This is a genomic window from Aliidongia dinghuensis (assembly GCF_014643535.1).
GTDB lineage: Bacteria > Pseudomonadota > Alphaproteobacteria > ATCC43930 > CGMCC-115725 > Aliidongia > Aliidongia dinghuensis.
In genome coordinates this window covers 1-20683 of record NZ_BMJQ01000017.1, presented here as the reverse complement: position 1 = coordinate 20683, position 20683 = coordinate 1, and the positions used below count along the sequence as shown (strand labels likewise).

The following is a 20683-nucleotide window of genomic DNA, read 5'->3' as shown; positions in this document are numbered from 1 at the left end:
GTTGCGGCACGGCCGCAGTCGCATTGACGTTGGCGCTGCCGAGCTTTTCGGGCGCACTCGCTCAAACACCGCAGCTGGGACAGGTCCAGTCGGGCGGCATTGTCGAGGAAGTTCGCATCGAAGGGGCGGAGCGAATCGAGCCGGAGACCATCCGCTCCTATCTGACGGTCCAGCCCGGCGACCAGTTCGACAGCGAGAAGCTCGACAAGTCGCTGAAGGTGCTGTTCGCGACCGGCCTCTTCGCCGACGTCACGATGCGTCGCGAAGGCAACGCGCTGATCGTCAAGGTCGTCGAGAACCCGATCATCAACCGTGTCGCCTACGAGGGCAACGACCGGTTTGACGACAAGGCGCTCAACGACGAAGTCCAATTGAAGCCGCGCACGGTCTATACCCGCACGCGCGTCCAGGCAGACGTGAAGCGCATCCTCGACCTCTATCGTCGCAGCGGCCGCTTCGCCGCCACGGTCGAGCCCAAGATCATCCAGCTGCCGCAGAACCGCGTCGACCTCGTGTTCGAGATCAACGAGGGCAAGCTCACCGGCATCAACAGCATCAATTTCATCGGCAACAAGGCGTTCTCGAACGACGAGCTGCAGGCGCAGATCCAGACCAAGGAATCGCGCTGGTACCGCTTCTTCTCGAGCGACGACAATTACGACCCGGACCGGGTAACCTACGACCGCGAACTGCTGCGCAAGTACTACCTGTCGCAGGGCTATGCCGACTTCCGCGTCGTCTCAGCGGTGGCAGAGCTGACGCCGGCGCGCGACGGCTTCATCCTGACCTTCACGGTGGACGAAGGCGAGCGCTACCATTTCGGCCATATCGGCATGAATGTCGGCCTCAAGGACCTGAAGCCCGCGGACCTGATGCCCGTCGTGCTCACCAAGGACGGCGACTGGTACAATGCCGACCTGATCGAGAAGTCGATCGACAAGCTGACCGCCGCCGTCGGCGACCGCGGCTATGCCTTCATCGACGTCCGGCCGCTCATCACGCGCAACAAGGATGCGCGGACGATCGATCTCACCTACGACATCGCCGAGGGGCCGCGCGTCTATGTCGAGCGCATCGACGTCAACGGCAACGTGCGTACGCTCGACAGCGTCATCCGCCGCGAATTCCAGCTGGCCGAGGGCGACGCATTCAACACGTCGAAGGTCAAGAAGTCCGAGCAGAACCTGAAGAATCTGGGTTTCTTCAAGAAGGTCGACGTCACCAACGCCCAAGGGTCAGCACCCGACAAGACCGTCATCACGGTCAATGTCGAGGAGCAGTCGACCGGCGACCTGACGATCGGTACCGGCTTCTCGACGACGGAAGGCCTGCTCGGCAATTTCGGCATCCACGAGCGTAACTTGCTCGGTCGTGGCCAGGACCTGCGCCTGAGCGGCACGATCTCGCAGTACAACAACCTCCTGGACCTGAGCTTCACTGAACCCTATTTCCTCGGCCGGCCGCTCGCCGCCGGCTTTGACATCTTCCGGATCAATCAGAACAACCAGCGCCTGCAGAACTACGACGAGTACTCGCTCGGCACGACGGTGCGCCTGGGCTTCGACCTGTACGAAAACGTCCATGACACGCTGCGCTATACGGTCCGGCAGGACCAGATCACCAACATCGCAACCTCGGCCTCGGTCTACGTGACGAACCAGGGTACGACGAACGAATCCTCGATCGGCCAGACGCTGACCTACGACCAGCGCGACAACCGGCTCGAGCCGACGGGCGGCTACTACGTGCAGCTCGACACCACGATCGCCGGCCTCGGCGGCAATGTCGCCTATTCCAAGAACATCGTGAGCGGCGGCACCTATATCACCTGGGCGCCGAAATGGACGCTCGGCATCGTGGCCGAATACGGCGATATCAACGGCCTCGGCCAGGGCGTGCGCCTCGCCGACCGCTTCTTCGTCGGCGGCGACAATCTGCGTGGCTTCGCCAATGCCGGTATCGGCCCGCGTGATTCGACGAGCGACGACAGCCTCGGCGCCAATCAGTATTATACGGTGCAGGCGACCCAGCAGATTCCGCTGGGACTGCCCGAGGAGCTCGGCATTTCCGGCCGTTACTTCGTCGATGCCGGTTCGGCCTATGGCATTGACGTGACGCCGATTGCGGGGCATCCGATCACCGACAGCCACGAGATTCGCGTGGCGACGGGTGTCGGAGTGTCCTGGAAATCGCCGATGGGCCCGATCAAGGTCGACCTGGGTGTGCCCGTCAAGAAAGGCCCGCATGACAACACGGAAGTTTTCCGTGTTAGTTTCGGCACGAAGTTCTAATCAAGGATCTGTTCATGACTCGCGTGTTTCTCCAGCGGGTGGCCGTCGCTTCCATGGTCGCTCTTTTGATCGGTGCGTCGGGCTCGGCGCTGGCGCAGACGAAGCCGGCCGCGGCGCCGACTCTCGCCGCGGGCACGAATGCGCCGCCGCCGGTGCCGGCCCCGATCGTCATGATCGTGGACTTCGAAGGCATCATGGGCGTGTCCAAGGCCGGCAAGTCGCTGCAGGGCCAGCTCGACTCGCAGCGGACCGCGATGCAGAAGGAGTTCGGCGGGCGCGAGAACGAGCTGCGCAAGGAAGAGGAAGACCTGACGAAGCAGCGCAGCACGCTGCCGGCCGACCAGTTCGAGACCAAGGCCCGGGAATTCCAGCAGAAGGTCGCGGCCTACCAGCGCGAGGCGCAGCTGCGTGACCGGGCGCTGAGCCAGGGTGTTGGCGAGGCACGCCAGAAGCTGCAGCAGGCCTTGGCCGAAGTGGTTCAGCAGCTCACGACCGAGCGGGGCGCCAACCTCGTGCTCTACAAGTCGCAGGTGTTCCTCTATGAGACGTCCTACGATGCGAGCCAGGAAGCGCTGAAGCGTCTTGACGAGAAGCTGCCCTCGCTCACGCTCACCATTCCGAAGCCGTCGGAAGTCGCCGGCGGCCAGCCGGCGCAGGCGCAGGCCCCCGCGGCCCAGCCTGCCGCGGCCCAGGCCGAGCCGGCGAAGCCGGCGAAGAAGAAGTAAGAGCTTAAATGCGATGGCCGATCCGCGCTTCTTTCGTGCGGCCGGTCCGTTCACCGTCGCCGAACTCGCGCGCCTGACCGGCGCCGAGGTCGGCGGCGCCGGTCGAAGCGACCTGTCGCTCGCGGACGTGGCGCCGCTCGACACCGCCGGCCCGACGGACCTCACGTTCCTCGCCAATCCGAAATACGCTGCGGCGTTCCAGCAGACGAAGGCTGGTGCTGCCTTCGTGCATCCCGACCAGGCGCACCGGGCGCCGGCCGGCGTGACGCTGCTCGTCACGGGCAATCCCTATATCGCCTTCGCGCGCGCTGCCCGCCAGTTTTACCCAGCGCCCAGGCCGGCGACCGGCATTGCGCCCAGCGCCGTGATCGATCCGTCGGCGGTGCTGGGCGAAGGAGTGGCGATCGCGGCCCATGCCGTGATCGGTGCCCGTGTCGAGATCGGCGCCGGTAGCGCCATCGGCGCCAACACGGTCATTGGCGACGGCTGTGTCATCGGGCGGGATTGCCTGATCGGACCCAATGTCACGGTCAGCCATTGCCTGATGGGCGATCGGGTCACGCTCTACCCCGGGGCGCGGATCGGCCAGGACGGGTTCGGCTTCGCCATGGATCCGGCGGGCCATGTAAAGATTCCGCAACTCGGCCGCGTTCGGATCGGCGATGATGTCGAGATCGGCGCGAACTCGACCGTCGACCGCGGCGCTGGGCCGGACACGGTGATCGGCGCGGGCTCGATGATTGATAATTTGGTGCAGATCGCCCACAACGTGGTGTTGGGGCGCGGATGTGTCATGGTGGCACAGTCCGGCATCTCGGGCTCGTCGCGGCTCGGCGATTTCGTCACGGTTGGCGGCCAGGCGGGCATCGTCGGTCATCTCTCGGTCGGCGAGGGAGCCAAGGTCGGCGGCCAGGCCGGGGTCGTGCGCGACGTTCCCGCCGGCACCGCGGTGGGCGGCAGCCCGGCGGTGCCGATCATGCAGTGGCATCGTCAGACGGCCGTGCTCAACCGAATGGCTAAAAAGAAGGACCAGTAAGCTTATGGACACGGTCGAGCAGAAGGGATCGGCACCCGATCTCGACATTCTCCAGATCATGGAGCTGTTGCCGCACCGCTATCCGTTCCTGTTGATCGACAAGCTCGTCGAACTCGTGCCGAATGAGAGCGCGGTCGGCATCAAGAATGTCACGTTCAACGAACCGTTCTTCCAGGGACATTTCCCGGGCCACCCGATCATGCCTGGCGTGCTGATCGTCGAGGCGATGGCCCAGACGGCCGCCTGCGTCGTCGTGCATGCGATGCCGAAGTCGGACCGGCGGCTCGTCTATTTCATGAGCGTCGAGAACGCGCGCTTCCGCAAGCCCGTAGGCCCTGGCGACCAGCTGCGCATCCACGTCAAGAAGGAGCGCAACCGGGCCAACGTCTGGCGCTTCACCGGCGAGGCGCGGGTGGACGGCCAGCTGATGGCCGAGGCGACCTATACCGCCATGATCGTCAACAACGGCTGATCGGCACCGCGGTTCATGCCTGAAATCCATCCGACAGCGATCGTCGAGCCGGGCGCCCGGCTCGCCGACGACGTCACGATCGGCCCTTATTGCTGCGTCGGACCCGAAGTCACGCTCGGCGCGGGCGTGGTGCTGCAGTCCCATGTCGTCGTCACCGGCGACACGGCGATCGGTGCGCGCACGCGGGTCTTTCCCTTTGCCTCGCTGGGCCAGATCCCCCAGGACAAGAAGTACAAGGGCGAGCCCGCGCGCCTCGAGATCGGCGAAGACAACGTGATCCGCGAAGGCGTCACGATGAATATCGGCACCGAGGGCGGCGGCATGCTGACCAAGGTAGGCGACCGCGGTCTTTACATGGCCGGCGCCCACGTCGGTCATGATTGCCAGGTCGGCAACGACGTGGTGTTCGCGAACAACGCCACGCTCGCGGGCCATGTCATCGTCGGCGACTTCGCCTTCCTGGGTGGCCTGTCCGCCGTGCATCAATTCTGCCGGATCGGCCAATATGCGATGGTCGGCGGGCTAACCGGCGTCGAGCGCGACGTCATCCCGTACGGGATGGTGGTCGGCGACCGGGCGCGCCTGGTCGGGCTCAACCTGCGCGGCCTGCAGCGGAACGGCTTCACGCCGGATCAGATCCGAGCGATCCGCCAGGCCTATTCCGAGCTGTTCGCGGCCGATGGCACCCAGGCCGACCGGATTGCCGCCGTGGCCGAGCATTACGCGACCGATAGCGCGGTCATGGAAATCATCGATTTCATCCGCACTGACTCGAGCCGGCGGATCGTGCAACCCGACGCGGAAAATGGCGCCTAAGCTCGGCATTGTCGCCGGCAGCGGCGGGCTGCCGGCGAAACTGGCCGAGAAGTGCCGCGAGACCGGACGCCCCTATTTCGTGCTGGCGATCGAAGGCGAGGCGGATCCGGCAACGGTCGCGGGAGCGCCCCATGCCTGGGTGCGCCTCGGCGCTGCCGGGACCGGCATCAAGCTCTTGAAAGAGCAGGGCGTGGTCGAGCTGATCATGGCCGGCGCCTTGAAGCGCCCGTCGCTCGCGAGCCTCCGGCCCGATTGGCGGGCGGCCAAACTCTATGCCAAGGTCGGCCTGCGCGCGCTCGGCGACGACGGGCTTCTGAGCGCGGTCATCAAGGAGCTTGAATCCGAAGGCTTCACGCTCGTCGGCGTGGACAGTGTGCTGACCGACGCGGTCGCGACCGAGGGCTGCTACGGTCGGCACCGGCCCGATGCCCAGGCAGAGGTCGACATCGCTCACGGCTTCCGCGTCGTCGACGCGCTCGGCGTGCTCGACATCGGACAGTCGGCAGTGGTGCAGCAGGGTGTCGTGCTGGGCGTCGAGGCAATCGAGGGCACGGACGCGCTGATGCGGCGCTGCGGCACGCTGCGCCGGGAGGGGCCGGGTGGCGTGCTGGTCAAGGCAAAGAAGCCGCAGCAGGAGCGGCGGGCCGATCTACCAACCATTGGGCCGCAGACAGTCGACCTCGCGCACCAGGCCGGCCTGCGCGGCATCGCGATCGAGGCCGGCGGCAGCCTGGTGATCGACCGGGACGAGGTTGCGGCCCGGGCCGATCGTCTCGGCCTGTTCGTCATCGGTTGCCGGAAGCCGTCATGACCGATGTGATGGTCGAAGAGCCGCCGCTTTACTACCTGATCGCGGGCGAGCCGTCCGGCGACGTGATCGGAGCCCGGCTGATGCGGGCGCTGCGCCAGCGCCTCGGCGGCCGGGTCCGGTTCGCCGGCGTCGGCGGCGAGCAGATGGCGGTGGAGGGGCTCGAGAGCCTGCTGCCGATCCGCGAGCTTGCCATCATGGGCATGGTCGAGATCCTGCCGCAGATCTTCAACCTGATCCGCCGCATCCGCGAGACGATTGCCGACATCGAGGCCAAGGCGCCGGTCGCGGTCGTCACCATCGACAGCTCGGGCTTCTGCTTCCGCGTCACGGAGAAGATCAAGCTCAAGAGCCCGCGGCCGGTGCTGGTCCACTACGTGGCGCCCATGGTCTGGGCCTGGCGCGCCCATCGCGCGCGCTCGGCCGCCAAGGCGGCGGACCATCTTCTGACCCTGCTGCCGTTCGAGCCGCCCTATTTCGAGCATGTGAAGCTGCCGGCGAGCTATGTCGGCCATCCGGTGATCGAGGGCGGCGCCGACCATGGCGACGGTCCGGCCTTCCGGGCGCGCCACGGCATCGCCCCCGACGCGACGGTGCTCTGCATGTTGCCCGGCAGCCGCAAGAGCGAAGTGAGCCGGCTCCTGCCGGTGTTCCGCGAGACGGTCGAGCGATTGCGCCAGCGCCATTCCGACCTGGTCGTCGTCGTGCCCACGGTCGAGACGGTCGCGAACCGGGTTGCCGAAGCGATAGCGGACTGGTCCGGCCGCACCATTCTGGTGCGCGGTTCCACTGAGAAGTTCGATGCTTTCGCAGCCAGCACCGCGGCACTCGCGGCATCGGGCACGGTGGCTCTCGAGCTCGCCATGGCGCGCGTGCCGATGGTCATCGGCTACCGCATCTGGGGGCCGACCCATTTCGTCGTCAGCCGGACGATCAAGATCAAGTACGCGACGCTCATCAACCTGCTGCTCGATCGTCCAATGATCCCCGAGCTGCTGCAGCACGACTGCACGCCGGAGCGGCTCGCGGACGCGGTCGAGCGGCTGCTGAGCGACCCGGACGCCCGCCGGCTGCAGATCGAAGGCTCGCGGGCCGCCCTCCAGCAGATCGGGCGGGACGGGGAAGCGCCGAGCCTGCGGGCCGCGGACAAGGTGCTGGAGCTGGTGGCGGCCGCAGACCGGCGGAAGGAAGGCCGATCATGATCGAGCTCAGGCGCTGGTCGGAGGGTGATTTCCCCCTGCTGGAACGGAACAACACGCCGGCGCAGACCGAACATATCGGCGGCTCCGAGACATCTGAGGAGCTGGAGCGCCGGCACCAGCGTTATCTCGCAAGCGCGGAGCCTGGCCGGACACGGATGTTCGCGGTGCTAAGCGACGGCCAGGCCGCGGGCTCCATCGGCTATTGGGAGCGGCTCTGGCGCGATGAGACTGTCTACGAGACCGGCTGGGCGATCTTCCCGGAATTCCAGGGGCGCGGTATTGCACGTGGTGCTGCTGCCGCGCTCATCGAGATTCTGCGGCGTGAGAGGCTGCATCGATTCCTTCACGCCTTCCCGGCACCGGAAAATCTTCCGTCGAACGCCATCTGCCGCGGATTGGGATTCCGCCTGATCGGGGAATGCGATTTCGAATACCCGCCCGGGCACCTCATGCGCAGCAACGACTGGTGCTTCGATCTGCAGGGCGCAGGCGAGTAGTTCCGGCAGGTGGCCGGCTGAACCGGCCGCTTAGCGCAGGCCGGTCCAGAACAGCCAGATGGCGGCACCGCCGGCGATGAGCAGCAGGGCCGCTCGCTTCAGGCGAAGCGACAGCGGGGCGCGGTTGTCGTTGGCCGCGACAAGGCGTGCCCCCCGAAGGGTGGTCGAGGTCGGATCGACGATGCGATCCGGCGGCTCGCCCCCCTTCGGAAGGTCGTCTATGCGATGGAAGCCGTTATCCACGCGCCGTCAGCGGCACGTAGGGCCGCCGATCGGTGCCGGTATAGAGCTGACGCGGACGGCCGATCTTCTGGCCTTCGTCCTCGATCATCTCGTTCCACTGCGAGACCCAGCCGACCGTGCGCGCGACCGCGAAGAGTGCGGTGAACATCGACACCGGGAAGCCCATCGCCTTCAGGATGATGCCCGAATAGAAGTCGACGTTCGGATAGAGCTTCTTCTCGACGAAGTAATCGTCTTCGAGCGCCAGCTTCTCGAGCTCCATGGCGAGCTCGAGCCGGTCGTCGTGGACGCCGAGCTCGTTCAGCACCTCGTAGCAGGTCTGGCGCATGACCTTGGCGCGCGGGTCGAAGTTCTTGTAGACGCGATGGCCGAAGCCCATCAGGCGGAACGTGTCGTTCTTGTCCTTGGCACGCCGCACGAACTCAGGAATGCGGCTCTTATGCCCGATCTCGTCGAGCATCTTCAGCACCGCTTCGTTGGCGCCGCCGTGGGCGGGGCCCCAGAGCGAGGCGATGCCGGCGGCGATACAGGCGAACGGATTGGCGCCCGACGAGCCGGCGAGGCGCACGGTCGAGGTCGACGCATTCTGCTCGTGATCGGCATGGAGCACGAAGATCCGGTCCATCGCCTTGGCGAGCGTCGGGCTCACCACATATTCCTCGCACGGCACGGCGAAGCACATGTGGAGGAAGTTCTCGGCATATTTCAGCGAGTTCTTCGGATACATGAACGGCTGGCCGACCGAATACTTGTACGCCATGGCGGCGATCGTCGGCATCTTCGCGATCAGGCGATAGGACGCGATCTTGCGCTGCTCCGGATCATGAATGTCGGTCGAATCATGATAGAAGGCCGAGAGCGCGCCCACGACGCCGCACATGACGGCCATCGGGTGAGCGTCGCGCCGGAAGCCGCGATAGAAGGTTGCGAGCTGCTCGTGCACCATGGTGTGCATGGTGATGTCGCGCTCGAACTTGGTCTTCTGCGCCGCGGTCGGCAGCTCGCCGTTCAAGAGCAGGTAGCAGGTCTCGGGGAAGTCGCTGTGTTCCGCCAGCTCCTCGATCGGAATGCCGCGATAGAGCAGCACGCCGGCGTCGCCATCGATGTAGGTGATCTTCGATTCACAGGAACCGGTCGAGGTATAGCCCGGATCGAAGGTGAAGTGGCCGGTCTCCGCATAGAGCTTGCGGATGTCGATGACCTTGGGGCCGACAGAGCCGGAGATGAGCGGCAGGGTGACCTGCTTGCCGGTCGAATTGTCGATCAGCGTGACGGTCTCTGAGGGTTTGCTGTCCATTCGGAATGTCCCCTATGGGAGGCAAAGGGATGCTGCTGCGGCGGCGCGGAGCACCTTATGCTGCTCCGCACATCTTAGCAAATATCGTTCATGGGGCATCTTCAATCCAGGGCAACCCCGGCGAAATCGCCGATGCGGCCGAGTGCCTCATCCCGGCCGAGCACGGCCATCACCTCGAAGATGCCGGGCGACGTGACGGCGCCGGCAAGCGCCGCGCGCAGCGGCTGGGCGACCGCGCCGAGCTTCACGCCCTCCGCCTCGACGAAGGCGCGGATCGCCGCTTCGAGCGCAGTTTCCGTCCATTCCGCCTGGTCCTTGAGGCGGCCGGCCAGCCGGCCGAGCCGCGCGCGCGCCTCCTCGGTGCCGAGCGCCGCCGCCTTCTCGTCCATCGGGATCGGCCGGGCCGCGACGTAGAAACGGGCATTGTCGGCCAGCTCGACCAGGGTCTTCGCCCGCGCTTTCAAGCCCGCCATGGCGGCCAGCAGGATTGCGCGCTGCGCTTGGTTGAACGGGCCGATCCGCTCGGCGACGAGGTCGACGAGCCTGCCGTCGTCAGCTTGCCGCATATAGTGTCCGTTGAGGTTATCGAGCTTGGCATAGTCGAGCCGGGCCGGCGCGCGGCCGATGCCCGGCAGATCGAACCACGAAATCGCCTGTTCGGTCGGGATGATCTCGTCGTCGCCGTGGCCCCAGCCGAGCCGGAGCAGATAGTTCCGGAGCGCCTCGGGCAGATAGCCCATCTCGCGATAGGCCTCGATGCCGAGCGCGCCGTGGCGCTTCGACAGCTTGGCGCCGTCGGGGCCGTGGATCAGCGGGATATGGCTGAACTCGGGTACCGACCAATTGTTGGCGCGATAGATCTGGGCCTGGCGGAAGGCGTTGGTCAGATGGTCGTCACCGCGGATGACATGGGTGATGCCCATGTCGTGATCGTCGACCACGACCGACAGCATATAGGTGGGCGTGCCGTCGGCGCGCAGCAGCACCAGGTCGTCCAGCTGCTCGTTGTCGACGGTCACCTCGCCCTGGACGCCATCGCGGATCACGGTCGAGCCGGTCTGCGGCGCCCGGAGGCGAATGACCGGTTTCACGCCCGGCGGCGCCTCGGACGGGTCGCGGTCGCGCCAGGTGCCGTCGTAGCGCACCGGCCGGCCCTCGGCGCGCGCCTTCTCGCGCATCGCCTCCAGCTCCTCGGGCGTGCAGTAGCAGTAATAGGCGGTGCCGGCCGCGAGCATGGCATGCGCCACCTCCGCATGGCGCGGCGCGCGCTTGAACTGCATGACGATGTCGCCGTCGAAGTCGAGGCCGAGCCAGGCGAGCCCGTCGATGATCGCCTTGATGGCGGCCTCGGTCGAGCGCACCCGGTCGGTATCCTCGATGCGCAGCAGGCACTTGCCGCCGTGATGACGCGCGAACAGCCAGTTGAACAGCGCCGTGCGGGCGCCGCCGATATGGAGATAGCCGGTCGGCGAGGGGGCAAAACGGGCGATAACGGTCATCGGTCACTCGGGAACGGAAGGATTGGGTGAAAACCCCATGGGGGCGCGACCATAGCACCGTGCGACGTCAGCACCAGAGGCTCTTGTTCCACCGGGCGCCGCTCCATTGCACCCCTGGCCGCGTGCGCAACCTCTGTATTATGTTTCGGAGGGTTTTGCGTCTTGAGCGCGAGGCGGGCGGATGGTTGATCACGCGGCGGGACGGGACGCGGGCGCCGGGGCTTGGCACCTGCCGGTCCGGCTTGCCCTCGAGCGGCTCGGACGGACGCTGCATCGCGGCTTGATGGCCGAGCGCGAGCGCTGGGTCCTCTGGCTGCCGGTCGCCTTCGCGCTCGGCATCGGCGCCTATTTCGCGCTGGCCGTCGAGCCTTGGGCTGGCCTTGGTCTCGCCTTCGCCGTGCCGCTCGCCGGCGTGAGCCTGTGGGCTCGGCGCAGCGCCCATGCGGCAGCGCCCGCCGTGCTGCTCGCGACCTTGCCGCTCTGCTTCGCGGCGAGCGGCTTCGCCGCCGCCCAGTTCGAGACCTGGCGTGCCACGGCGCCGGTGCTCGACCGCCGGCTCGGGCCGGTCACGGTCGAAGGGCGCGTCGATCTGGTCGAGACGTTGGCCGAGGGTGTGCGTGTGACGCTCGCGGCACCACATCTCGATCGCCTGGCGCCGGAGCGGACGCCGGCGCGGGTGCGCCTGCGCCTCAAGGCCGACGGCCCCGTCCCGGAACCGGGCGACCGGCTGTCCGTCGCGGCGGTGCTGATGCCGCCGCCGGCGCCGGCGCTGCCGGGCGGGTTCGACTTCCAGCGCCAGGCGTTCTTCCAGCGGCTGGGCGGTGTCGGCTTCGCGACCGGCCCCGCCGTGGTGACACCGGCTGAACGCGGCAGCCTCTCCGCCGCGTTGCATGCACTCCGCGACATGATGGCGACACGGATCCACGCCGCTCTGCCCGGGGCGGAGGGCGCGATCGCCGCCGCGATCATCACGGGCGAGCGCGGCGCCATCCCGGCCGCGGTCAACCAGGATTTCCGCGATTCCGGCCTCGCCCATCTGCTGGTCATCGCCGGGCTGCACATGACGCTTGCGACCGGCGCCGCCTTCTTCGCGATCCGGGCCATGCTGGCGCTGGTGCCGCGCGTGGCGCTCGCCTATCCGATCAAGAAATGGGCGGCCGCCGGCGCGCTCGCGGTGGCGACGCTCTATCTGGCGATCTCCGGCGCCGCCGTGCCGACGGAGCGTGCCTTCGTCATGTGCGCGCTCGCCCTGCTCGCGATCCTGATCGACCGGCAGCCGATCGGCATGCGCAGCCTCGCCTGGGCCGCCTTGCTGGTCATGACGCTCGATCCCGTCGCGATCGTCGGCGTCAGCTTCCAGATGTCCTTCGCCGCGGTCCTGGGCCTGATCGCGTTCTACGAAACCTGGGGTAATCGGCTCGGCGGCCTCCGGCGCGATACCGGGCCGATCGGCCAGGGCCTCCTGCATCTGCTCGGCATCGCGCTCACGACGATTGTCGCGACGCTCGGCACGGCGGCCTTCGCGATCTATCATTTCAACCGCTTTGCGCTGTTCTCGGTGCCGGCCAACCTGATCGCCGTGCCGCTCGCCGGCGTCTGGGTCATGCCCTGGGCGCTCGTCTCCTGCCTGTTGATGCCGCTCGGCCTCGAACGGCTCGGACTGGTACCCATGGGCTGGGGGCTGGACCTCATCGAGCGGGTTGCCCATTGGACCGCCGGCCTGCCGAGTGCGGCACTCGACCTGCCGTCGATGCCGGTCTGGGGCCTGCTGTCGATCACGGTCGGGGGCCTATGGCTGGCCCTCTGGACCACGCCCTGGCGTCGCTGGGGCCTGGCGCCGATCCTCATCGGCATCGCCAGCCTCACGACCGCGCGGCCGCCGGACCTGCTGCTGGCCGGCGACGGCGCACTCGTCGCCATCCGTTCAGGTGACGCCTATCTTCTGTCATCGGACCGGGCCGACCGGCTCGCCGCCGAGAACTGGCTCAGGAGTGCCGGCGGCATCGCCGCCGGGCATCTGCCGACGGCCGGAGAGGCGGCGGAGCATGGCGCTATCCGCTGCGACGACGATGGCTGCATCCTTGAGCGGCCCGGCCGGCGGATTGCACTGGTACGCAGCGTCGCGGCACTCGACGAAGAATGCCGCTCGGCCGACCTGGTATTGTCGCTGGTACGGGCGCCGCGCCGCTGCGCTGGCCGGACCCGCGTGATCGATCTCGCCGATCTGCGCCGCTACGGCGCAACCGCGCTCTGGCTCGAGGAGCCGCTGCGGATCGAGAGTGCGAATGCGTCCCGCGGCGACCGGCCGTGGGTACCCCAGCCCAGGACGCCGGGCAGCGTAAGCGCGCCGGCTCAGTAGCGGCGCAACAGCCCGACCAGGCGACCCTGCACCTTGACCCGGTCGGGGCCGAAGATGCGCGTCTCGTAGGCCTTGTTTGCCGGCTCAAGCGCGATCGAAGCGCCCTTGCGGCGGATGCGCTTTAGGGTGACCTCTTCTTCGTCGACCAGAGCGACGACGATCGTGCCGTTGTCCGCCGTGTCGCAGCGCTGGATGATCACCGTGTCACCGTCGAGCACGCCGGCATCGATCATGCTGTCGCCGGCCACCTCGAGCGCGTAATGCTCGGCGCGGCCGGTCAGCATGGCGGCCGGGATGCCGATGGTGTTGCTGGTGTCGCGGAGTGCTGCGATCGGCGTGCCGGCGGCGATCCGGCCGTAGAGCGGCAGTTGCACCGCCTCGGCCTCGACGTCCGGCGGGGTGCCGGGCAGGGCGGTCTTGAAGTCGCCGCGGATCACCGTCGGCGAGAACTTGCCACCGCGATCGGCGGCCTTCTCGACGGTCGCGGTTGGGGCGGCGAAGGCATCCGGCAATTTCAGCACCTCGAGTGCCCGGGCGCGATGCGCGAGGCGCCGGATGAAGCCGCGCTCCTCGAGCCCGCTGATCAGCCGGTGGATGCCCGATTTGGACCGGAGGTTGAGCGCCTCCTTCATCTCCTCGAAGGAGGGCGAGACGCCGCTTTGGGTCAGACGCTCGTTGATGAAGATCAGGAGTTCCTGTTGCTTCTTCGTCAACATTGCGCGGCACCTCATTTGTGGCGTCGCTTCAGGCCAACCGGGGCACTTGGGCGACGATGGAACAAAACCTAAACACTGTTAAATGTTCTAGTTTGGTTCTGGCGTCGGGTCAAGTGTCCAAGCGGTGACATTCCCGCACGTTAGAGTGCGTAAGCACCCTCGCTAAGGCGGATGACGTCCACTGGGGCGCCGGCCGGCACGGCCGGGGCGGCGGGCGGGCGCACGATCAGGCAATCGGCGCCGGCGAGCGCCGACATCATCGAGGAATCCTGCTTCTCGAACGGCATCGCGACCCAGGCGCCATCGGGGCCGCGCACGAGTCGCGCCCGCAAGTAGTCCTGGCGGCCGTCGTTGGCGGCGAGGGCGGCGCCGGCCAGCGCCGGCTCGGGCAGCGGACCGTCGCCCGGCAGGCCTTGCAGCCGCTCGAGCGCGGGCCTGAGGAACAGCATGCCGCAAACGAGCGCCGAGACTGGATTGCCAGGCAGGCCCAGCACGGCAGTCGCGCCCAGACGGCCGAACATCAAGGGCTTGCCCGGCCGCATGGCGATCTTCCAGAAATCGACCGTGAGGCCGATCTCGCCCAGTGCCGACTTGACCAGGTCATGCTCGCCGACCGAGGCGCCGCCGATCGTGACCAGCAGGTCGGCCCCTTCGGCCCCGCGCGCCATGGTCTTGAGCGTGGCGCCGTCGTCGCGTGCGATGCCGAGCTGGATCGGAATGCCGCCCGAGGCCGCGATCAACGCGGCCAAGGCTGCGCCGTTCGAGCTTACGATCTGATTCGGGCCGATCGGGTCGCCAGGCAGCGCCACCTCGTCGCCGGTCGGCAGGATCGCGACTCGCGGCCGGCGGTGCACCATGAGCCAGGGCCGGTTCATCGCGGCGGCGAGGCCGACATCGCGGGCGGACAGGCGCCGGCCGGCCTTGAGCCCGACCTCGCCCTCGACGAAATCGATGCCGGCCTGGCGGACGTGGCGGCCGGGGCCGAACGCGCCGACCGTGTCGTGCACCAGCACGGTGCCGTCGCTGGCCTCGGTATCCTCCTGGATCACAACCGCGTCGGCGCCGTCCGGCAACCGGGCGCCGGTGAAGATGCGCACCGCCTCGCCCGGGCCGAGCGTGCCCTCGTGTCGGCCGCCGGCCGGGACATATCCCACCAGCTTCAGCCGGGTCGGCAGCACCGCGACATCGGCCGCGCGCACGGCATAGCCGTCCATGGCCGAGACGGCGAAGGGCGGCTGGGTCCGTCGGGCGGTCAGATCCTCGGCCAGCACCCGGCCATAGGCGTCGGCGAGCGAGATGAGCTCCGCGCCAAGTGGCGTCAGGCCCTCGCGAATCCGGGCGAGCGCGTCGGCGACTGAGATCATCGTGGCGCCTCCCAGGTGCCCGACTTGCCGCCGGACTTGTGCACCAGGCGGATGTCGCCGATCACCATCGCGCGGTCGACCGCCTTCACCATGTCGTAGATCGTCAGCGCCGCTATCGAGACGGCGGTCAGCGCCTCCATCTCGACGCCGGTCCGGCCCTTGAGCTTGCAGGTCGCCTCGATCTCGACGGCATTCCGCTCCGGCGCCAGGCGGAGCTCGAGCTTGACGGAGGTGAGGGCGAGGGGATGGCAGAGCGGGATCAGGTCCGGCGTGCGCTTGGCGCCCATGATGCCGGCGAGCCGGGCGACCGACAGGACGTCGCCCTTCTCGACCGCGCCGCGGCGGATGCGCTCCAGCGTTTCCGGCGCCATGGTGATCGAGCCGCGCGCCACGGCGACGCGCTCGGTCTCCGCCTTGTCGGAGACGTCGACCATGACGGCGCGGCCCTCGGCGTCGAAATGCGTGAGATCAGTCATGCCGCGAGCCCTTGAAGGCGCAAGGTCGCCTGCGCCACGTCCTCCTGGCGCAGCAGCGATTCGCCGACGAGGAAGGTGCGGGCGCCGACGGCGCTCATGCGCGCAAGATCGGCCGCGGTCTTGAGGCCGCTCTCGCTCACCAGCACACGGTCCTGCGGCACGGCGGCGGCCAGCGCTTCGGTCGTGGCGAGGTCGGTCTTCAAGGTCTTGAGATTGCGGTTGTTGATACCGAGCAGGCGGGCGTCGAGCTTGAGCGCCCGGTCGAGCTCGACGCGGTCGTGCACCTCGATGAGCACGTCGAGCCCATAGTCGTGCGCCGTGGCGGCAAGTTCGGCCGCGTGGCCGTCGGCAAGCGCCGCCATGATGATCAGGATGCAGTCGGCGCCGATCGCCCGCGCTTCCGCCACCTGATAGGGGTCGACCATGAAATCCTTGCGCAGCACCGGCAGCGCCACGGCGGCGCGTGCCGCCTGAAGATGCGCAATGGTGCCCTGGAAATAGGGCTCGTCGGTCAGTACGGAGAGACAGGCAGCCCCGGCCGCCTCGTAGGCGCGGGCAAGCGCTGCCGGGTCGAAGTCCGGCCGGATGAGCCCGCCCGAGGGCGAGGCGCGCTTGATCTCGGTGATGAGGGCGTAGCGGCCGGCGGCAAGCTTGCGTTCGATCGCGGCGGCGAAGCCGCGCGGCGCCGGGCTCTGCCGTGCCGCGCGGTCGACCGTGGCGAACGGCTGCGCCGTCTTAACGGCTTTCAGATCGTCGCGCTTGCGCGCGACGATTTCGGCCAGGATGTCGCTCATGGAAAGATCCTACGCCGTTTCCGTCGAATTGGTGATCTCGATCAGGCGGTCGAGCACGCGGGCCGCAGCGCCGCTGTCGATCGCCTCGCCGGCGAGCTTGACGCCGGCACGGAGGTCCGCGGCCTTGCCGCCGACCAGGAGCGCCGCGGCGCTGTTCAGGAGCACGATGTCGCGGATCGGCCCCTTGGCGCCACCGAGCAGCGTCCGCATCATCGCGGCGTTCTCCTCCGGCGTGCCGCCGAGCAGGTCCTCGCGTCGCGCCTGGGGCAGGCCGGCATCGGCCGCGGTCAGGGTGAAGCTCTCGATCTTGCCCTGACGGAGTGCCGCGACATGGCTGGTGCCGGCGGTGGTGAGCTCGTCCAGCCCGTCGCCATGGACGACCCAGCAGGCTTCGCTGCCGAGCCGCTGCAGCACCTCGGCGAGCGGCGTCACCCATTTGGCGGCGAACACGCCCATGACCTGCCGCGTGACGCCAGCCGGGTTGGTGAGCGGGCCCAACAGATTAAAGATCGTCCGCGTGCCGAGCTCGACGCGCGTCGGCCCGACATGGCGCATGGCGCCATGGTGGCGGGGCGCCATCAGGAAGCCGACGTTGATCTCCCACAGCGCCTGGCGCACCAGCTCCATGGGCGCGTCGATGTTGACGCCGAGCGCGGTCAGCACGTCGGCGGCGCCGGATTTGGAGGAGAGGGCGCGGTTGCCGTGCTTGGCGACCGGCACGCCGCAAGCGGCAATGATCAGCGAGCTCGCGGTCGAGATGTTGAACGTGCCGCTGCTGTCGCCACCGGTGCCGCAGGTGTCGATGGCGCCGGGCGGGGCGTCGATCGGCAGCACGCGGGCGCGCATGCTGCGGGCGGCGCCGGTGATCTCCTCGACCGTCTCGCCGCGCAGGCGGAGCGCCATCAGGAAGGCGCCCATCTGCGACGGCGTCGCATCGCCCGACATCATCATGTCGAACGCGGCTTCGGCTTCCTGCTCGTCGAGCTCTTTGCCGTTGGCGAGTTCGGCAAGCCAGGTCTTGAAGTTCGGCTGGGTCATGCGGCAATCTTCCGGCCGGTCGCGAGCGCCAGGAAATTGGCGAGCAGCGGCTTGCCGGCCTCGGACGCGATGCTTTCCGGATGGAACTGCACGCCATGGATCGGCCGCTCGACATGCTCGAGCCCCATGATGAGGCCGTCCGCCGTCTCCGCCGTGATGCGCAGCGTCGCGGGCAGGCTTGACCGCTCGACGATCAGCGAGTGATAGCGCGTGACGGTGATGGGGTTCGGCAGGCCCAGGAACAGGCCGCTGCCGTCGTGGGTGACGGGGCTCAGCTTGCCGTGCATCGGTTCCGGCGCGCGCACGACCCGGCCGCCGAACGCCTCGCCGATCGCCTGATGGCCGAGGCAGACGCCCAGCACCGGCAGCGCACCCGCCGCCTCGACGATCGGCACGGTGATGCCCGACTGGATCGGCGTGCCGGGACCGGGCGAGATGATCAGCCCCTGGGGCTTCAGCGCCAGCGCTTGCTCGACCGTGAGCGCGTCGTTGCGCACCACCTTGATCTCGGCACCCAGCTCCGACAGGTAGTGCCAGAGATTGTACGTGAAGCTGTCGTAGTTATCGATGAGCAGGAACATCGCGAGCACAGTCCATGGCGGCCGGCCGCGCCCCGGGGCGGCCAAGCAGAACTCCCCATATAGCAGCTTGGCGGCAGGCTCGAAAGGTCGGGTGCGGCAAGAGGATCCGGCTGACGCGCCGATGTGAACCGGCTACAACGTCCAACAAGGTTAACAGGCGGGACGGGGCATAGTGGGCAAGGGGATGGCGGGCAGGGGCAAGCGGCGCTGGCAGCTCTGGGCATCGGTCGCGGCGTTGGCGCTCGCGGCCGGGGTCATGGCATTGATCCTGACCCCTGAGCGGGAGACGCCGCGGCCCGAGAAGCCCGAGCAGAAGAGCGTGTCGCTGCCGCATCGCATCGAGACGCCGCTCATCCCGTCGCCGCAGCCGGTCCAACCCGCTCAGCGCCATGGCACCGATACGCTGGCGCCGCTGATCGAGGAAGCGACCGCCGACAAGGGCCCCGCCAAGCCGCAGAGCGCGCCGCCCGCAAGCGATCCCGAAGCTGTTGCAGGCCCCGAGGTCGCCTCGCTGCCGCCGGCTCCGCCGCCCGTCGAGCCCGCGAAGCCGGTGGCGCCGCCGCCTGTGGTGCTGCCGGCGCCCCACGGCGAGCCGGCCTGGCGACGCAACGCGCTGCCGTCCGCACCGGTCGCCGGCCAGCCGATGATCGCCATCGTGATCGACGACATGGGGCTCGACCGCAAGCGCTCGGCCGAGGTCATGACGCTGCCCGGCCCGCTGACACTGTCGTTCATGACCTATGCCGACGACCTGGCGAAGCAGACGGCGGTCGGCCGGGCGCATGGCGACGAGATCATGCTGCACATGCCGATGGAGCCGCAGGCGCGCCATGTCGATCCGGGCCCGAACGCGCTCGTGACCGGGCTCGACGACGACGAGCTGCGCCGCCGGGTGATCTGGGGGTTGGGCCGCATGGACGGCTTCGTCGGTGTCAACAACCACATGGGCAGCAAATTCACCGAGTCGCAGCCAGGCATGACCATCGTGCTCGAGCAACTGCGTCAGCGCGGCCTGTTCTTCCTCGATTCGCGCACCACCCCGCACTCGGTCGGGCTCGCGACCGCCCGGCAGATGGGCGTGCCATCGGTCGGGCGCGACGTCTTCCTCGACAATTTCATGACCGATCCCGAGGTCGCGCGAGAGCTGGCGCAGACCGAGGCGGTGGCGCGCAAGAACGGCGTCGCGATCGCGATCGGCCATCCGCACGACGCGACCATCGCCGAGCTCCGGCAATGGCTGCCGACGGTCGCGGCCAAGGGGTTTCAGCTGGTGCCCGTGAGCGCGATCGTCGCGCACGAGCAGACGCAGGCGGCGCGCGTCGCCAAGACCGGCGGATAGGGCGGGCGGCTCGCAAAGTGGCTTGCCGATAGCACCCGCACTGGCGCTGCCGCCGTTCAGCACGGCGGGATAAGAAAGGCGGCAACGACAGGAGCCCCAGCCATGAGCGACCAAGCCGCCGTCATCGTTCGTCCGCTCGAAGCCGGCGATCACGACGTCTGGGACCCGCTCTGGCAGGGCTATCTCACCTTCTATGAGACACAGCTTCCGGACCAGGTCCGCGCGGTCACCTGGTCCCGGCTGCTCGACCCGGCCGAACCGATGAAAGGCGCGCTGGCGCTCCGCGACGGCCGGGCGATCGGTATCGTCCATCACATCCGCCACCGCTCGTGCTGGACGGTCGGCGACTACATCTATCTGCAGGACCTGTTTGTGGCCGAAACCGCGCGCGGCACGGGCGCCGGCCGGGTGCTGATCGATCATGTCTACGCGCATGCGCGGGCCACGGGGGCGTCACGGGTCCACTGGCTGACCCACGAGACCAACAAGGACGCCATGAAGCTCTATGACCGGATCGCCGACCGCTCCGGCTTCGTGCAGTACCGGAAGATCTTCTAGCCCCTCTGCTCCAAGGATTTGACCTGTTGCCGAGGGTGCCCAGCATGGGCACGGTCAACCGAAGCAGGAGGCGAGGGCCACGAACAGTGCCAGCACGGCAATCCAGGCACCGAGCACGTCGCCAGGACCATCCCCGCGATCGGTGAGTTGCGAGAGCTCATGGCCCGAGCCGAATCGGCCGGGCGACCTGCCCGAAAGCGAGTACATCCATTCCTCCTCGAGAGGCCGCGATCTGCCACGCTGCCGTCGGCCCGTCGGTCACGCCCCCGCAGCTGCGCCTTCGAGTGACCCGAATTGCGCAACCCGCGAAGACTCCCGGGCGACGACGGAAAACAGCCGCTAAACGCCGATCACTGGAAACGGGGTCTGCTTTGCCTCATGCCGGCGCATCCGCAGCGCCGTCGACGACCAGACCCCGTTCAGATCCGAGATATTCCCGGACCATTAGGACGAATCGACATTCAGCGCATCCAGATCATCGCGCTGGCGAGATGCAGGGCGGCGAGGAAATAGATAGCTCTGCGGTCATATCTGGTGGCGATGCGCCTGAAGTGCTTGAGCTTGTTGAAGAA

At 67.9% G+C, this 20683-nt stretch carries 21 protein-coding genes and 1 pseudogene; 11 read left to right on the top strand and 11 right to left on the bottom strand.

The features are described 5' to 3' along the window. Nucleotides 1-23: 23 nt before the first annotated feature. From bamA to IEY58_RS26775, 8 genes are read left to right on the top strand one after another with little or no spacing between them, the layout of a single operon-like run. Complete coding sequence (bamA, locus tag IEY58_RS26810; protein ID WP_229743973.1) at nt 24-2291, top strand: outer membrane protein assembly factor BamA; 2268 nt, start codon at nt 24-26, stop codon at nt 2289-2291. 14 nt (nt 2292-2305) lie between these two features. Continuing rightward, the gene (locus IEY58_RS26805; protein WP_189051239.1) at nt 2306-3016 is read left to right on the top strand and encodes an OmpH family outer membrane protein; all 711 of its coding nucleotides are present in this window, start codon (nt 2306-2308) and stop codon (nt 3014-3016) included. A 13-nt stretch (nt 3017-3029) separates the two neighbouring features. Then, nucleotides 3030-4052: a UDP-3-O-(3-hydroxymyristoyl)glucosamine N-acyltransferase gene (gene lpxD, locus IEY58_RS26800; protein ID WP_189051238.1), complete on the top strand. Its 1023-nt coding sequence runs from the start codon at nt 3030-3032 to the stop codon at nt 4050-4052. A 4-nt stretch (nt 4053-4056) separates the two neighbouring features. Then, the gene (gene fabZ, locus IEY58_RS26795) at nt 4057-4524 is read left to right on the top strand and encodes a 3-hydroxyacyl-ACP dehydratase FabZ (RefSeq protein ID WP_189051237.1); all 468 of its coding nucleotides are present in this window, start codon (nt 4057-4059) and stop codon (nt 4522-4524) included. Between the two features lie 15 nt (nt 4525-4539). Then, entirely contained in the window at nt 4540-5340 is an 801-nt protein-coding gene (gene lpxA, locus IEY58_RS26790) for an acyl-ACP--UDP-N-acetylglucosamine O-acyltransferase (protein WP_189051236.1), read from the top strand. Then, a complete protein-coding gene (locus tag IEY58_RS26785) occupies nt 5330-6151 on the top strand; it encodes an LpxI family protein (RefSeq protein WP_189051235.1) in 822 nt (273 codons plus the stop codon). The genes lpxA and IEY58_RS26785 overlap by 11 nt, the downstream gene beginning before the upstream one ends. Further along, nucleotides 6148-7350: a lipid-A-disaccharide synthase gene (gene lpxB / locus IEY58_RS26780; protein WP_229743972.1), complete on the top strand. Its 1203-nt coding sequence runs from the start codon at nt 6148-6150 to the stop codon at nt 7348-7350. The genes IEY58_RS26785 and lpxB overlap by 4 nt, the downstream gene beginning before the upstream one ends. Further along, entirely contained in the window at nt 7347-7847 is a 501-nt protein-coding gene (locus IEY58_RS26775) for a GNAT family N-acetyltransferase (RefSeq protein WP_189051234.1), read from the top strand. Before lpxB ends, IEY58_RS26775 begins: the two co-directional genes overlap by 4 nt. A gap of 30 nt (nt 7848-7877) precedes the next feature. Here the strand turns inward: IEY58_RS26775 and IEY58_RS26770 are convergent, their stop codons facing one another. The 3 genes from IEY58_RS26770 to gltX all read right to left on the bottom strand — a co-directional run bounded on the left by IEY58_RS26770 (nt 7878) and on the right by gltX (nt 10886). Further along, nucleotides 7878-8090: a hypothetical protein gene (locus IEY58_RS26770; RefSeq protein WP_189051233.1), complete on the bottom strand. Its 213-nt coding sequence runs from the start codon at nt 8088-8090 to the stop codon at nt 7878-7880. Further along, complete coding sequence (gltA, locus tag IEY58_RS26765; protein WP_189051232.1) at nt 8083-9387, bottom strand: citrate synthase; 1305 nt, start codon at nt 9385-9387, stop codon at nt 8083-8085. The genes IEY58_RS26770 and gltA overlap by 8 nt, the downstream gene beginning before the upstream one ends. A gap of 101 nt (nt 9388-9488) precedes the next feature. Further along, on the bottom strand, nt 9489-10886 hold the full coding sequence (gltX, locus tag IEY58_RS26760) for a glutamate--tRNA ligase (RefSeq protein ID WP_189051231.1): 1398 nt from the start codon (nt 10884-10886) through the stop codon (nt 9489-9491). A gap of 181 nt (nt 10887-11067) precedes the next feature. Between gltX and IEY58_RS26755 the strand changes: the two genes are divergently transcribed. Beyond that, on the top strand, nt 11068-13245 hold the full coding sequence (locus IEY58_RS26755) for a ComEC/Rec2 family competence protein (protein WP_189051230.1): 2178 nt from the start codon (nt 11068-11070) through the stop codon (nt 13243-13245). On the opposite strand, the gene lexA is transcribed toward IEY58_RS26755, so the two are convergent. From lexA to IEY58_RS26725, 6 genes are all read right to left on the bottom strand, one after another. After that, on the bottom strand, nt 13239-13961 hold the full coding sequence (gene lexA / locus IEY58_RS26750; RefSeq protein ID WP_189051229.1) for a transcriptional repressor LexA: 723 nt from the start codon (nt 13959-13961) through the stop codon (nt 13239-13241). The two genes, IEY58_RS26755 and lexA, sit on opposite strands and share 7 nt — an antisense overlap. A gap of 140 nt (nt 13962-14101) precedes the next feature. Continuing rightward, nucleotides 14102-15325: a molybdopterin molybdotransferase MoeA gene (locus tag IEY58_RS26745; protein ID WP_189051228.1), complete on the bottom strand. Its 1224-nt coding sequence runs from the start codon at nt 15323-15325 to the stop codon at nt 14102-14104. Further along, entirely contained in the window at nt 15322-15801 is a 480-nt protein-coding gene (gene moaC, locus IEY58_RS26740; protein ID WP_189051227.1) for a cyclic pyranopterin monophosphate synthase MoaC, read from the bottom strand. Before moaC ends, IEY58_RS26745 begins: the two co-directional genes overlap by 4 nt. Continuing rightward, entirely contained in the window at nt 15798-16595 is a 798-nt protein-coding gene (gene trpC / locus IEY58_RS26735; RefSeq protein WP_189051226.1) for an indole-3-glycerol phosphate synthase TrpC, read from the bottom strand. The genes moaC and trpC overlap by 4 nt, the downstream gene beginning before the upstream one ends. Nucleotides 16596-16604: 9 nt before the next feature. Next, a complete protein-coding gene (trpD, locus tag IEY58_RS26730; protein ID WP_189051225.1) occupies nt 16605-17633 on the bottom strand; it encodes an anthranilate phosphoribosyltransferase in 1029 nt (342 codons plus the stop codon). After that, the gene (locus IEY58_RS26725) at nt 17630-18214 is read right to left on the bottom strand and encodes an anthranilate synthase component II (RefSeq protein WP_189051224.1); all 585 of its coding nucleotides are present in this window, start codon (nt 18212-18214) and stop codon (nt 17630-17632) included. The genes trpD and IEY58_RS26725 overlap by 4 nt, the downstream gene beginning before the upstream one ends. Nucleotides 18215-18398: 184 nt before the next feature. Between IEY58_RS26725 and IEY58_RS26720 the strand changes: the two genes are divergently transcribed. Both IEY58_RS26720 and IEY58_RS26715 read left to right on the top strand, forming a co-directional pair. Continuing rightward, complete coding sequence (locus tag IEY58_RS26720) at nt 18399-19553, top strand: divergent polysaccharide deacetylase family protein (RefSeq protein ID WP_189051223.1); 1155 nt, start codon at nt 18399-18401, stop codon at nt 19551-19553. 102 nt (nt 19554-19655) lie between these two features. Further along, nucleotides 19656-20111 carry a GNAT family N-acetyltransferase gene (locus IEY58_RS26715; protein WP_189051222.1) on the top strand — a complete coding sequence of 152 codons (456 nt, stop codon included), beginning with the start codon at nt 19656-19658 and terminating at the stop codon, nt 20109-20111. 54 nt (nt 20112-20165) lie between these two features. Here the strand turns inward: IEY58_RS26715 and IEY58_RS26710 are convergent, their stop codons facing one another. Beyond that, entirely contained in the window at nt 20166-20318 is a 153-nt protein-coding gene (locus tag IEY58_RS26710; RefSeq protein ID WP_189051221.1) for a hypothetical protein, read from the bottom strand. Between the two features lie 254 nt (nt 20319-20572). Next, nucleotides 20573-20683: pseudogene (locus tag IEY58_RS26705) on the bottom strand (IS5-like element ISNeu3 family transposase); the annotation flags it as partial.